Genomic DNA, 12,866 nt, shown 5'->3' on the forward strand with positions numbered 1-12,866 from the left:
AGAAAGAGGTGAACCATCATGATTCGAGATCGTGGTGCGATAAAATGGACATCAATGATGCTACCAGAGCATGTAAAATTATTGCGCGATTGGGCGGCAGAGGATTTGCATCAACAAAAGCCAGAACTTGATGAGCAGCAGCTCGAAGAAATGAACAGTTTAATGTGTGAAGCCATGGAAACAGGTAACCAATTAATCATTACTTACTACGAGCAAAACCGTCACAAGCTTCTAATAGGAACCGTGCATCATTATGATGAATTCACTCAAAAACTACATGTAATTGATAAATTTAATGATCCACACTATATAGCAGTAAACCAACTAATTGACTTAAGAATAGCTGATTAAATAATCGATAATAAACTTTTTAGAGGTAGACCTCCATGCTAATTCGATTCACACCATGGGGATTGAAAATAGTGTACTTACTAAGTGTGGAATGTGCGGAGAGCGACTTGACTCCTGCGGGACCCTAGTGGTTTCGGGAGACCCCCGCAGGAGCCCAGGCAACGAGGAGGATCCCGGACCGCCCCGCGGTATCCCGCAAGTGGAGCGCAGCTCATGGAACTCCACAACCAAAGTTATTTTCAGGGTACACAATATAGACATATAAAAAGGACAACTTGACCTACTAAGTTGTCCTTTTTAGCTTTAATATTAATTTTGAAAGCGCATTAATTATACTAGAAAAAATTTTAGAAGAATTATTTTTTCTCGAAAATATTTAAGTCCAGCAAAGCTTGGAAAACTTCTTCCCCAGCATCAGATGTAAGCTCAACTTCCTGACCAGGTTGTAAAGATAAAGCTAAAACACCTAAAAGACTCTTTGCATCAACAACCCAATGTTCTTTTTTGATTAGAACAGTTCCAGGAAATTGGCTAGTTGTGTTCACTAATTTACTTGCTGCTTCAGCAAAAATTGGTTTTAAGACATTAACAACCATCAAAAACACTCCCTCAAAATTATGTATTTATATTCTAAGTATAGATAGGAATAGAGGATGTAGCAATACAAAATTTAAAAGTTAGTAGAAAAGACAAAAATAAGAGAAGAGCGGGGAAGTAAAGCCCGCTTAAAAATGTTATTCTGCACCTACACTAGACTCAAATCTTCCTTTATGTGAGCCATCACAAAAAGGTTTCTTCTCAGATAAACCACATCGACAAAGTGAAAAGGTTTGTTTGGTAGTAAAAACTTTTCCATTGGCATCAACAAGCTCAACATCACCAGTAACACGAAGTGAGCCATTATTATTAACTTTAATTTGAGCTTTAGACAAATCTAGACCTCCTTTGAAAAGCTACGTTCTTTAATTGTTTCGTTTCGAATGTAATCAGCTCGGGCCAAAAGTCAATCTGTCTAGAATGGTTAAAAGCAACTTCCAGACGTCTCGACTTATACTCGCCCATCTGTTGGGAGCGCCTTTTAGCTTTTTGTTGTTATAGATACAATATGTGTAAATAATAGAAATATGATAAAATGGAAGCATAAAGAAGTAAAGGGGATTTATGTTGTGGAAATTACGTTTACAGAACAAGCAATCGGAAAATTAACTGAACGATTGATAGATAAAGAAACATTAATTAAGTTAAGATATGAAACAGAGGGATGTGGCTGTGTGGTAAGTGGCGTTCCAACACTTTGGATCGTTGACCAGCAAGAGGATGACGATATCATCATTGAAACGAATTTTTGTTCGGTAGCAGTCGAAAGAACAAAAATGGTTTTTTTAGATGAAAAGTTAAAAATTGATTATGTAGAATCAGCAAATTGCTATTCTTTAAAAAGTCCTAATCAAATCTTAAATCCGCGTATGATGTTAATAGAAAAGAGAGAGTCGACAAATGAATCAAAAGCTTAAAACGATAAAGAATGTAGCTGAAAATAAAACTTGGGTTTCCTTTTTAAGTAATAACCATCCATTTAGTTTACTACATTGGTCAGTAGCAGGTAGTAATAAGGATCAAAAAAATGTATGGCTAATTCAAGATGAGGTCACCTTTGAAGCAAAGGAATTTGAAACAATTGAATTAGCAATCGCGTATATTGAGGAGAACTACCAAGATATTACAGATGTATTAGGATAGAGGCTGAAAAATTCAGCCTCTTTATTATTGTGTCTAGCTCCTCTAAAGCTTCAGACCCTTCCGACGGACGCAAGTTTCCTGGTGTCAGGTTCAGGTCATCGATTCTCTAATCGGGTTAACCAAGGTGGGCCTTATATAAGCTATCATTCAATCTCAGCCAAAAACTCATCAATCGCAGCCTCATAGTCTTCTTTATTATCAGCAAACGAGTATGCATGATTCCCATTTACCGCGAGGAATAATTTTTTTGGTCCTTCCTTTGATTCATATAACTTCTGAGTCATTTCAGGCAGGATATAGTCATCTTTCTCACTATGAATGAACAGAATTGGACTTTTAATCTTTTTGATTACCGCAATAGGTGATACTTCCTCAATTCGATACCCATCTCTTAGCTTTAAGAAAAAATTTGCAACAGGAAGCACCAAAAAGGAAGGAAGCTTAAATTCTTTTTTTAAACGATATTGCAATTGCTCCTTAAAATCGGAAAAAGGACAATCAGCAATATAAAAGTCCGCACCATCTTCAATCATTCCCGCATATAGTAAGGCGGTGACCGCACCCATAGATTCACCGTGGATACCAATGGTAGCATCTTCACCATACTGCTTCTTAACCCAGTTAACAACAGCCTGTAGATCAAATTTTTCATAGTGACCATAGCTTGTTGTGTTCCCACCGGATTGACCGTGTCTTCTTTGATCATAGATAATTACATTCCATCCACGACTAAGAAAAAGTTTCATATACTTAATGGAATTAATTTTATTCATTGTCACGCCATGAGAAATGATGATGAATTTCTTCTCTAAGTTAGCTTTTGTAAACCAACCATGAATATCATAGCCAAAGGGAGAAGGGATACGAATGTTTTTTTTATTGAACTGATGGTATTCTTCCATTGTAAATCTACCTTCAGATAACTCACGATATAAAATAGCTTGATCGCTTTTCTTTTTTATAAACATGACGATATTAGTGAAAAAAAGGCCGATTGCGGTGAGAGTAGCAAGTAGAGCTCCAAGTGTGATGAATAGTCTTTTCATTTGATTCCTCCTAGCGGGCGTTCAGATATTAGTAATCAGTATGTACAAAGCGTGTTCTTATTTAAAATAACCAATCATGATATACTATTATAAACGAATTTTTAGTGGGGGAGAAACATGGCAAAGAAGAAACATAAAGAAAAGCCTAAAAAGAAACAGGATGACAAACTAAGTCTAGGAGACTTATTAAATGAAGATATCGTATCAAAATTAAAAAATACTCAAAAAGAATTAAAGGAAAAAGAGCAAAGAGAGCTTGAATTAGAGGAAGAAAGAAAGCGGAAAGAGCGTAAAGAACGTGAAAAAAATAAATCGTTTGAAGAATTATTTAATGAAAGTTCGTTAAAGTGGAGTGACTTTAAAGATAAATAACATGAAAAAGCTTGTGGATTCATATCTAGAATTCACAAGCTTTTTATATTTTAGAGACTATGGTGCTGATACCCAATTGATTTTGTCACTTCTTTAATGCTATGTATTTCCTCATCTGTTAGTGGGTTTGAAGAAGCAGCAGCAATATTAGCTTTTAGTTGCTCAACGGTACTAGCTCCTACAATTACAGAGGCAACTGTTTGTTCATGGAGGAGATAACGTAAAGCGATATCGGTAAGAGAACGACCTGCACAAATCTCTTTTACTTGTGTTACTGCTTTTTGTAGTTCTTCGGAAGTATAATCTAAATAACCTTTATTAAATAACATTTGCTTTGTAGGGTCAAAAGAACGCTCTGTTAAAAAGCCTTTTGCAACAGGACCTCGCGCCAATATACTAACTTGGTTGTTCTTGAGTAAAGGTAGTGCCTGATCTTCCGGTCGGCGGTCCAGAATACTGTACTGCATCATCACACTAACAATCGAAGAACGATTCACAAACTCGTTTATGACAGTTGGCCGGATGGAGGAAATCCCATAATAACGAATAACTCCCTCTTTTTTTAACTGTTCGAAAGCATCGATTGTTTCATCGATATGATCTTCCATGGTTCCACCGTGTAGTTGATATAAGTCAATGTAATCAGTTTGTAGTCGACGTAAACTGTTCTTCACAGCCTCCATAATATATTGCTTTGAAGGGTCCCAGGACCAACCATCCTTACCTTTTTCAAATCGATTACCTACTTTAGTTGCTAAGATAATTGACTTGCGTTTCTCCTTTATGACTTTACCGACATATTCTTCGTTTAGACCTTGGTCGTATAAATCAGCAGTATCAAGATAGTTAATGCCACCTTCAATAGCTTCATTAATAATGCGAGTGCCTTTTGCTTCCTCCGTCCCAATACTCATACACCCTAGTCCAATTTCACTAGCATATAAATCTGATGTCCCAATCTGTCGTTTCTTCATTTCGATTCCTCCCTTTATGGAATCATTGTAGCAAGTTTTATGATAGGAGCTCAAATAGTTAAACTGAAAGTTTTTCATGATGAAAGGAATTATTCAGGTTGTAGCCTGACCTTGAGTAAATTGAGAGTTAAGATTCACTAAAAGATTATTGGCGAAATGACACTACCTTTCCATGTTTTTTGTCGGGTTTAGAATAATTAATCCATTGTTCGACGGTTTCAAATTGCTTGCTATATTCTTTGAGTTTCTGTCTGATTTCCCATGACTTCCCTGTCAGTGTAATGCCCTTATCCATAATGTAAATTTTCACTGAAAATTCACTCCTTCATCATTCTTAGGTCTATCTGCAGATTATGGTAAAATGTATGAGGACATATTGATTAGTAGAACAGGAGTGTTTAATAATGGAACATTTAGTAGAGAAAACAATAGCAAGGCAAACAATCTTTGAAGGGAAAATAATTGATTTACATGTTGAAGATGTTGAATTACCTAATGGGAAAACTAGTAAAAGAGAAATAATTAAACATCCAGGGGCTGTGGCAGTAATAGGAGTTACGAAAGAAGATAGGATATTAATGGTAAGACAGTACCGCAAGCCAATGGAACGAGTAATGGTAGAAATACCTGCAGGAAAGCTCGAAAAGGGAGAAGAGCCAATTGTGACAGCAGCAAGAGAGTTGGAAGAAGAAACAGGGTATGTATGTGAAAAGCTAACTCCGCTTATCTCCTTTTATACATCACCCGGTTTCGCAGATGAATTAGTCCATTTATACGTTGCAGAGAATCTGCAGAAAAAAGAAAATGCAGCTTCATTAGACGAAGATGAGTTTGTCGACTTATTAGAGGTAACCTTAGAGGAGGCGCTGGATTTACTAGATAAAAGAGAAATTTATGATGCGAAAACAGCGTATGCCATTCAATATTTACAGCTTCAACGGAAGGTAAATGGATGAATCAATATTACGTAGATTTACATATTCATATAGGTCGTACAAATTCAGGAAAACCAGTCAAAATCACAGGTGCAAAATCATTAACGATTGAAAATATTTTAAAAGAAGCCACTGAAGTGAAGGGCATGGACATGATTGGAGTTATTGATTGTCATGTCCCAGAGGTTCTAGATAAGCTAGAACTATTAATACAAGAAGGTGAAGTGTATCCTCTTGAAGAAGGTGGATTACGATTTAAGGATGTAACTCTATTACTTGGTTCAGAAATAGAGATTTATGATGAAAATTGTAAAGGGCCAATCCATGTTCTTGCATTTTTACCAACCCTTGAGAAAATGCGAGATTTCTCCATATGGTTATCAGGACGTATGAAAAATATAACCTTAAGCTCTCAACGAATGTATGAAACAGCCTTAAACCTACAGTATAAGGTGAAAGAACTATCTGGAATTTTTATACCAGCCCATGTGTTCACTCCGTATAAAAGCTTATATGGAAAAGGGGTAACCACTTCTCTTGAAGAGGTGTTTGACCCAGACCTTATAGATGCAATGGAACTAGGTTTAAGTTCCAATACTGAAATGGCAGACGAAATTAAGGAATTACACAACTATACATATGTAACTAATTCTGATGCCCATTCACTTGCTAAAATCGCAAGAGAATATCAGCTAGTTGAGATGGAACAACCAACTTTTGAGGAACTAAGAAAAGCACTTCATCGCCGAGAGGGAAGAAGAATCGTTGCAAATTATGGACTAGATCCTTTATTAGGGAAGTATCATCGAACAACCTGTGAAAAATGTGAGAAGCTAATGGATGATTTGTTAGAAGAAGTCTGTCCACATTGTGGTAGTAACCGCTTTGTAAAAGGAGTCTATGATCGAATAAAGGAACTTGCTAGTGATGAGGATAAGACCTCACCATTAAATCGTGCCACATATATTCACCAAGTTCCATTAGAATTTATACCAGGTCTTGGCCCGAAAACCTTGAAGAAACTACGCAACTATTTTAAAACTGAAATGGCAATTATCCATGAAGCACCAGAGTCCGCCATTAGGGAGCTATTACCAACAGGGATAGCAGAATCGATTATCCTAGCTAGAAGGGGTGAACTAACACTTCAATCCGGTGGCGGTGGAGTCTATGGGAAAGTGAAAAAATAAAAAACTCTAGTGGCAAGTAACGGGTTGTGTTGACGGGGAGAAACAATACAATCATCAAGGGAATTAGCAGACCAATTTTAGCATAGCTATTTGGTCTCTTCATTTACTTTAGTCTTGATTTAATGGGATTTGACCTTGAAATTAGACGCTTTTAGATTGCCGATTTATCCGATGCATAGTAATTATTATTCAATGTCCATGCCTGATAAAATATAGGTAAAGCATAAGAAGTTTGATCATTAATCGAGTGCCAAAGTTAGTTGAAATAAGGGAACATTTTCCCTTTAAACTGCAGAATATAACTTGGTTAGGGGTAATTAAGGGGAAATTTTCCCTTAAAGCAAAGCACAATCACCCTATTTGTATGTTTTTCAAGTAAATAGCGGGAAATTTTACCTCTATTTTAGCTATTTTTAGTCCCATTCCCTAAATAAAGGAAGTTTCGAGACTGTCGATTAATAGGGTAAGCAAATTTAGTTAAGTTGAATTTCTCAAATAATAGACCTATTTGGCTTGATTTTATGTATATTCCACCTGTTTTTACGCATTATTTGCTTTAATTTAACCAAGTTGTTCATGTTTTTAAACGAGATGGTGAGTTAATCGACAGTCTCGTTTCTCCCCTTATTTTATCAGCCCATGCTGCTGATTCCTTTTCTTCATCTGGGTCCGAGGGTTTCCGTTTTTTATGCCCGGGTGGGACTATGAATTAGGAATCACTTATTGAACGAACGGTTACTATTTTATAAATAAAAAAGCTCCGTAAGTTCCGAACTGTTTACTATATCAGGTGCTAATAGGGTTGTAGTTGTAAAAACATATGCTTTTCCCTTGCATTTTCTTTGTTAAATCCCACCTTCTCCCCCACAAAGGAACCCGTTTGCACAAGGCTACAGGAGTTTCATTTAAAATCTTCTATTAAAAGTCATAGTTTCTATTTTTTTTCATAGAATCTAGTAAGAGACTGATAGGAGGAACAATGAATGAATAAACAGACTCCAATAAAAATGGCGATTGCAAATCATATCCGTGAGCATTCCTCAATTTATATGTTCATCACAGTACTTTTTTTAATGGGTGTGATTTTTGGGGCAATTGTTGTAAATAGTTTAAATTGGAACCAAAAAGAAGATCTCTATTATTACTTAAGTCAATTTTTCGGACAAGTATCAGAGGGGCAATTTGCTACATCAACAGAGATGTTTAAGCAAAGCTATCTGCATAATATAAAATCGGTAGGATTAATGTGGCTACTAGGAATATCGATTATCGGTTTACCGGTTATTTTAATTCTATTATTTCTAAAAGGTGTAGTAGTAGGATTCACGGTAGGTTTCCTGGTTAACAAAATGGGGTGGGGAGGATTTTTACTATCACTTGTATCCGTCCTTCCGCAAAACCTATTAGTCATTCCTGCATTTATTGTAATTGGAACAATGGCGGTATCATTTTCATTAAAAATGATAAGACAACAGTTTGTAAAACGAGCAAATGAACCCATTTTACAGTTATTCACTAAATATACAATAATGATGGTTGGAATTAGTGTTATATTAGTAATAGCTTCGGGATTCGAAGCTTTTGCCTCACCTTATTTAATGAAGAACGTAATTGAAGTGCTCAAATAAGTGTATAATCCAAAAAAATAATAATAATTATAAATTAAGAAATATTATTTTTCTTAATTTGTAATAATTTTATTTGGACAGTTCCTTTAACTTTGTTATAATAAGATGGTAATGGCGAGGGAGGGAAATTGTTGGATGGAAAATCGGATTGAACGGATCAAGAAACAGCTGCATTCATCTAGCTATAAGTTAACACCACAACGTGAAGCAACTGTTAGGGTACTTCTTGAACATGAAGAGGATCATTTGAGTGCTGAAGATGTATACCTTCTCGTTAAAGAAAAAGCGCCGGAAATAGGTTTAGCAACGGTTTATCGTACATTAGAATTATTAACGGAATTAAAAATTGTTGATAAAATTAACTTTGGAGATGGAGTATCGAGATATGACCTGCGTCAAGAAGGAGCAGCTCATTTCCATCATCACTTAGTTTGTATTGAATGTGGCGCGGTAGATGAAATTCAGGAAGATCTGCTCGGAGATGTAGAAGAAATCGTCGAGAGAGATTGGAATTTTAAAATAAAGGATCACCGTCTAACTTTCCATGGAATCTGTCATAGATGTCATGAAAAAGCTGATGCTGAACCAGAAGAAATAGAAGCGTAATTACCTTTTCCATTGGAAGAGGTTTTATTTTATTTATAGGTCTTGGTATCCATGCTAATATCATTCGCACCATGGAGGATGAAAATGTTGTTAACATAGTTTGGAATGAGCGGAGAGCCACCTGACTCCTGCGGGATCTAGCGGTCACGTGAGACCCCGCTGGAGCCAAAAAGCGACGAGGAGGCTCACGGGCCGCACCGCGGAAAGCAGGTGGATCGCAGCGAATGCAACTCACTAACCTTAAGCCTTGGTACTAAGCAAAATTGACGCTTCCGCTTCATGAGTAAAAATTTTCGAAAGAATTCGGACAACCGTGTATAAAAACAGGTCGTTTTGGCATATCTTCTAATATAGTTCTTCTAAGAGATAAGTAATATAAGTCTCTTATAAAGTAACAATTGGAGGATATGAAATTATGAGAAAAATGTTGCAAATGACTTATGATACACTCAAAATTTTTATATTATTTACTGGCTGTACCATTTTGTTTTATTATGGAATTATGTGGATAAATCAAGAGTATGAAAATTACCATAGATACGATGAACCGCAAGGAACTGCTGTAAAAGTTTCAACGGTGGTTGAAGAAGAGTACAGTTGGTTCGATCGGTTAAAATTTTTCTACCATTATGGGGAGTAATGAACTTGGAAGATCAAATTAAAGACTTTTTGCATTATTTAATGGTTGAACGTCGATTAGCAGATAATACAATCATTTCATATGAACGAGATCTGAAGGAATATCATAAATACATAACGAAAGTGGAAAACCTACGATCCTTCAATGACGTTTCAAGAGCGCATATTATTCATTTTTTAAAACATTTACGAGAAAACGGTAAATCAACAAATACATTAGCAAGAAACATAGCTTCTATACGGTCATTACATCAGTTTCTGCTTCGTGAAAAAGTGACATCACAAGACCCTTCAGTTCATATTGAATCACCTCAGTTAACAAAAACACTGCCTAAAGTGCTTAGTATAAATGAGGTGGAAGCACTATTAGAGGCTCCTAAAAGCAATTCTCCCCTAGGGATACGTGATAAGGCAATGCTAGAATTACTTTATGCAACAGGTATTCGAGTAAGTGAGCTAATTGGTTTGAATCTCCATGATGTTCACTTAACAATGGGGTTTCTTCGTTGTATAGGAAAAGGAAACAAAGAACGTGTAATCCCGTTAGGTTCTACTGCGGCCGAAGCAATTAAAGTATATATTGAGAATGCTAGACCTAATATTTTAAGCCAGAAAAAATCAGAGGCATTATTTTTAAATCATCATGGAAATCCAATGACAAGACAAGGTTTTTGGAAAAATCTAAAAAAGCTAGCAATGATAGCGAACATCCAAAAAGAACTTACTCCACACACATTGAGACATTCATTTGCGACACACCTTTTAGAAAACGGTGCAGATATTCGTGCCGTTCAAGAAATGCTAGGTCATGCTGACATCTCAACCACTCAAATCTACACCCATGTAACCAAAGCTAGAATAAAGGATGTTTACAAACAATTTCATCCTAGAGCGTAATGAACGGCTTATAAAATTAAGATTACGGGATGAAACAAAGCTCGTAATCTTTTTTCTTTTGTGATCACCAGCTATTGAATCCTACCTATAGAATGATAAGGTTTATTAAAGAGAGACCTATAAACTCTGAGTATACGAACATACAAAAGAAAGGATATGTGCACTTTGCATGGAATGAGGGAGAAGGGAATGGAATGCAGCAAATGAAACTCTTTCAGCCCAAGTGTTTTTTTTAGGATAACTACTATATTTTTTTACCTTTTCACAGAAATTCTACTTGCAATAAGAGACTATCAAATTTATACTCAGGTTGTCAGACTTCTGACAAGTGAAAAAGTGTGGGTTAGTAACCTTATATGAGGGGAATATAATAAAAAGGTAAAGCCTCAGGCAAGAATACATAAAAAAACATCTAAGAATATAAAAAAGGAGGAAGCAATGATGTCAACGCATACATATAAACGAGTATTTTTAATAGTAATGGATTCAGTTGGAATTGGTGAAGCACCTGACGCTGAGAAGTTTGGTGATGTTGGATCTGACACCCTAGGCCATATTGCTGACCATGTAAAGGGCTTGAAGATGCCTTCCATGGAAAAGTTAGGGCTAGGCAATATCAAAGAAGTACAAGGAATTGCTAAAGTGGATGCTCCATTGGCCTACTATTCAAAAATGGAAGAAGCATCAAATGGAAAAGATACAATGACAGGTCATTGGGAGTTGATGGGCCTTTATATCGATACTCCATTCCGTGTTTTCCCTAATGGTTTTCCAGATGAATTATTGAATGAGTTAAAGGAAAGAACAGGAAGAGAGATTATCGGTAATAAGCCTGCTTCTGGAACCGAAATATTAGATGAACTTGGGAAAGAACATATGGAATCAGGCGCTTTAATTGTGTACACATCTGCAGACTCTGTATTACAAATTGCTGCACATGAAGAAATTGTGCCACTTGAGGAGTTATACAAAATTTGTGAAATTGCCCGTGAGTTAACATTGAATGAGAAATATATGGTCGGACGTATTATTGCACGACCATTTGTAGGTACACCTGATAAGTTTGAGAGAACGGCAAATCGTCATGATTATGCGTTAAAACCATTTGATCGTACAGTCATGAATGAATTAGCAGATTCAAAGTATGATGTGATTTCAATTGGGAAAATTGCAGACATATATGATGGAGAGGGCGTCACAAAGGCGCTACGTACGAAGTCAAATATGGATGGTATGGATAAATTAGTAGAAACCTTACATATGAATTTTACAGGTTTAAGCTTTTTGAATTTAGTTGATTTTGATGCACTTTTTGGTCATCGTCGAGATCCGGAAGGGTATGGACAAGCGCTTGAAGAATTTGATGCAAGGCTACCTGAAGTGTTCGAACTATTACAAGAAGATGACTTGTTAATCATTACAGCTGACCATGGAAATGACCCAACATACCCAGGCACGGATCATACAAGAGAATTTGTACCATTACTAGCATATAGTCCTAGTATGACAGCAGGAAAAGAATTTCCTGTGCGCAAAACATTTGCAGATGTTGGAGCGACAATCGCTGAGAATTTTCATGTAGCATTACCTAAATATGGAGAAAGCTTTCTTTCAAACTTAAGGGGGAAATAAAAAATGGTGAATAAACAAGCAATTAATACTTCAGCGGAGTTTTTAAAAAATAAGTTTTCAACAGCACCTGAAATAGGATTAATATTAGGGTCAGGCTTAGGTGTACTAGCTGACGAAATTGAAAATGCAATTAAAATTCCTTATTCAGACATTCCTGAATTTCCTGTATCAACGGTTGAGGGACATGCAGGTCAGCTAGTTTATGGAACGTTAAGAGGGAAAACAGTTTTAGCTATGCAAGGTAGATTCCATTTTTATGAAGGATATAGCTTAGAAAAGGTTACTTTCCCAATTCGAGTGATGAAGCAACTTGGGGTTTCAACATTGATTGTTACTAATGCAGCTGGTGGGGTAAATGAATCGTTTGAGGCTGGCGATTTAATGCTTATTTCTGACCATATTAATAATATGGGGACAAATCCGTTACTCGGCGAAAACGATAAAGACTTAGGGGTTCGTTTTCCTGATATGTCAGAAGCATATTCAAAAGAATTAAGAAAGTTAGCTCGATCGGTTGCTGAAAAATTAAATATCAATATTAAAGAAGGAATTTATGTTGGTAACACAGGACCAAGCTATGAAACACCAGCTGAAGTAAGAATGCTTCGTGTTCTTGGCGGTGACGCGGTCGGAATGTCTACTGTTCCAGAGGTAATTGTTGCTCGTCATTCAGGACTAAAAGTTCTAGGGATTTCTTGTATTTCTAACATGGCTGCAGGAATTTTAGACCAACCTTTAACACATGATGAGGTTATCGAAACAACTGAAAAAGTGAAAGCAAACTTCTTAGCATTTGTTAAAGAGATTGTTAATCGAATTTAAATTAAATATACCCAAATTGCTTAAAGGGAATAGG

General features: G+C 36.2%; 17 protein-coding genes. 12 read left to right on the forward strand and 5 right to left on the reverse strand.

Annotated elements, in window-relative coordinates:
• Positions 1 to 18: 18 nt before the first annotated feature.
• A complete protein-coding gene (locus BK579_RS12400) occupies positions 19 to 351 on the forward strand; it encodes a YolD-like family protein (RefSeq protein ID WP_078545910.1) in 333 nt (110 codons plus the stop codon).
• Positions 352 to 707: 356 nt separating this feature from the next.
• Here the strand turns inward: BK579_RS12400 and BK579_RS12405 are convergent, their stop codons facing one another.
• Entirely contained in the window at positions 708 to 947 is a 240-nt protein-coding gene (locus BK579_RS12405) for an HPr family phosphocarrier protein (RefSeq protein WP_078545912.1), read from the reverse strand.
• A gap of 138 nt (positions 948 to 1,085) precedes the next feature.
• Complete coding sequence (locus BK579_RS12410; protein ID WP_078545914.1) at positions 1,086 to 1,283, reverse strand: CDGSH iron-sulfur domain-containing protein; 198 nt, start codon at positions 1,281 to 1,283, stop codon at positions 1,086 to 1,088.
• A gap of 234 nt (positions 1,284 to 1,517) precedes the next feature.
• Here BK579_RS12410 and BK579_RS12415 point away from each other — a divergent pair, with 234 nt between their 5' ends.
• Entirely contained in the window at positions 1,518 to 1,865 is a 348-nt protein-coding gene (locus tag BK579_RS12415; RefSeq protein ID WP_078545916.1) for an iron-sulfur cluster biosynthesis family protein, read from the forward strand.
• Complete coding sequence (locus BK579_RS12420) at positions 1,849 to 2,091, forward strand: DUF2552 family protein (RefSeq protein ID WP_078545918.1); 243 nt, start codon at positions 1,849 to 1,851, stop codon at positions 2,089 to 2,091. The genes BK579_RS12415 and BK579_RS12420 overlap by 17 nt, the downstream gene beginning before the upstream one ends.
• Before the next feature lie 143 nt (positions 2,092 to 2,234).
• On the opposite strand, the gene BK579_RS12425 is transcribed toward BK579_RS12420, so the two are convergent.
• Positions 2,235 to 3,137: an alpha/beta hydrolase gene (locus BK579_RS12425; protein ID WP_078545919.1), complete on the reverse strand. Its 903-nt coding sequence runs from the start codon at positions 3,135 to 3,137 to the stop codon at positions 2,235 to 2,237.
• A gap of 117 nt (positions 3,138 to 3,254) precedes the next feature.
• On the opposite strand from BK579_RS12425, the gene BK579_RS12430 reads away from it, so the two are divergent.
• On the forward strand, positions 3,255 to 3,509 hold the full coding sequence (locus BK579_RS12430) for a YqkE family protein (RefSeq protein ID WP_078545920.1): 255 nt from the start codon (positions 3,255 to 3,257) through the stop codon (positions 3,507 to 3,509).
• A gap of 50 nt (positions 3,510 to 3,559) precedes the next feature.
• Here BK579_RS12430 and BK579_RS12435 read toward each other — a convergent pair whose 3' ends face one another.
• Both BK579_RS12435 and mciZ read right to left on the reverse strand, forming a co-directional pair.
• Positions 3,560 to 4,483 (reverse strand): aldo/keto reductase, encoded by a 924-nt coding sequence (locus BK579_RS12435; protein WP_078545921.1) that lies wholly within the window; start codon positions 4,481 to 4,483, stop codon positions 3,560 to 3,562.
• A 145-nt stretch (positions 4,484 to 4,628) separates the two neighbouring features.
• Positions 4,629 to 4,793 (reverse strand): Z-ring formation inhibitor MciZ, encoded by a 165-nt coding sequence (gene mciZ / locus BK579_RS12440; protein ID WP_078545922.1) that lies wholly within the window; start codon positions 4,791 to 4,793, stop codon positions 4,629 to 4,631.
• A 94-nt stretch (positions 4,794 to 4,887) separates the two neighbouring features.
• Between mciZ and BK579_RS12445 the strand changes: the two genes are divergently transcribed.
• From BK579_RS12445 to BK579_RS12480, 8 genes are all read left to right on the forward strand, one after another.
• Positions 4,888 to 5,439: an NUDIX hydrolase gene (locus tag BK579_RS12445; RefSeq protein WP_078545923.1), complete on the forward strand. Its 552-nt coding sequence runs from the start codon at positions 4,888 to 4,890 to the stop codon at positions 5,437 to 5,439.
• Complete coding sequence (locus BK579_RS12450; RefSeq protein ID WP_078545924.1) at positions 5,436 to 6,608, forward strand: endonuclease Q family protein; 1,173 nt, start codon at positions 5,436 to 5,438, stop codon at positions 6,606 to 6,608. The genes BK579_RS12445 and BK579_RS12450 overlap by 4 nt, the downstream gene beginning before the upstream one ends.
• 983 nt (positions 6,609 to 7,591) lie before the next feature.
• Complete coding sequence (gene spoIIM, locus BK579_RS12455) at positions 7,592 to 8,236, forward strand: stage II sporulation protein M (RefSeq protein WP_078545925.1); 645 nt, start codon at positions 7,592 to 7,594, stop codon at positions 8,234 to 8,236.
• Positions 8,237 to 8,371: 135 nt separating this feature from the next.
• Entirely contained in the window at positions 8,372 to 8,842 is a 471-nt protein-coding gene (fur, locus tag BK579_RS12460; RefSeq protein ID WP_078545926.1) for a ferric iron uptake transcriptional regulator, read from the forward strand.
• 415 nt (positions 8,843 to 9,257) lie between these two features.
• Positions 9,258 to 9,482: a YqzK family protein gene (locus BK579_RS12465; RefSeq protein ID WP_078545927.1), complete on the forward strand. Its 225-nt coding sequence runs from the start codon at positions 9,258 to 9,260 to the stop codon at positions 9,480 to 9,482.
• A gap of 5 nt (positions 9,483 to 9,487) precedes the next feature.
• The gene (gene xerD / locus BK579_RS12470) at positions 9,488 to 10,378 is read left to right on the forward strand and encodes a site-specific tyrosine recombinase XerD (RefSeq protein WP_078545928.1); all 891 of its coding nucleotides are present in this window, start codon (positions 9,488 to 9,490) and stop codon (positions 10,376 to 10,378) included.
• A 441-nt stretch (positions 10,379 to 10,819) separates the two neighbouring features.
• Entirely contained in the window at positions 10,820 to 12,010 is a 1,191-nt protein-coding gene (deoB, locus tag BK579_RS12475) for a phosphopentomutase (protein ID WP_078545929.1), read from the forward strand.
• Between the two features lie 3 nt (positions 12,011 to 12,013).
• On the forward strand, positions 12,014 to 12,832 hold the full coding sequence (locus BK579_RS12480) for a purine-nucleoside phosphorylase (RefSeq protein ID WP_407936246.1): 819 nt from the start codon (positions 12,014 to 12,016) through the stop codon (positions 12,830 to 12,832).
• The last annotated feature ends 34 nt before the right edge of the window (positions 12,833 to 12,866 follow it).

It is taken from the genome of Litchfieldia alkalitelluris (assembly GCF_002019645.1).
GTDB classification, from domain to species: Bacteria; Bacillota; Bacilli; order Bacillales; family Bacillaceae_L; genus Litchfieldia; species Litchfieldia alkalitelluris.

What these genes read in the sequence shown, in the direction of transcription:
- BK579_RS12400 (WP_078545910.1), top strand. Translation starts at nt 19, where the DNA reads ATGATTCGAGATCGTGGTGCGATAAAATGGACATCAATGATGCTACCA.
- BK579_RS12405 (WP_078545912.1), bottom strand. Translation starts at nt 947, where the DNA reads ATGGTTGTTAATGTCTTAAAACCAATTTTTGCTGAAGCAGCAAGTAAA.
- BK579_RS12420 (WP_078545918.1), top strand. Translation starts at nt 1,849, where the DNA reads ATGAATCAAAAGCTTAAAACGATAAAGAATGTAGCTGAAAATAAAACT.
- BK579_RS12425 (WP_078545919.1), bottom strand. Translation starts at nt 3,137, where the DNA reads ATGAAAAGACTATTCATCACACTTGGAGCTCTACTTGCTACTCTCACC.
- BK579_RS12430 (WP_078545920.1), top strand. Translation starts at nt 3,255, where the DNA reads ATGGCAAAGAAGAAACATAAAGAAAAGCCTAAAAAGAAACAGGATGAC.
- BK579_RS12435 (WP_078545921.1), bottom strand. Translation starts at nt 4,483, where the DNA reads ATGAAGAAACGACAGATTGGGACATCAGATTTATATGCTAGTGAAATT.
- BK579_RS12445 (WP_078545923.1), top strand. Translation starts at nt 4,888, where the DNA reads ATGGAACATTTAGTAGAGAAAACAATAGCAAGGCAAACAATCTTTGAA.
- BK579_RS12450 (WP_078545924.1), top strand. Translation starts at nt 5,436, where the DNA reads ATGAATCAATATTACGTAGATTTACATATTCATATAGGTCGTACAAAT.
- spoIIM (WP_078545925.1), top strand. Translation starts at nt 7,592, where the DNA reads ATGAATAAACAGACTCCAATAAAAATGGCGATTGCAAATCATATCCGT.
- fur (WP_078545926.1), top strand. Translation starts at nt 8,372, where the DNA reads ATGGAAAATCGGATTGAACGGATCAAGAAACAGCTGCATTCATCTAGC.
- BK579_RS12465 (WP_078545927.1), top strand. Translation starts at nt 9,258, where the DNA reads ATGAGAAAAATGTTGCAAATGACTTATGATACACTCAAAATTTTTATA.
- deoB (WP_078545929.1), top strand. Translation starts at nt 10,820, where the DNA reads ATGTCAACGCATACATATAAACGAGTATTTTTAATAGTAATGGATTCA.
- BK579_RS12480 (WP_407936246.1), top strand. Translation starts at nt 12,014, where the DNA reads ATGGTGAATAAACAAGCAATTAATACTTCAGCGGAGTTTTTAAAAAAT.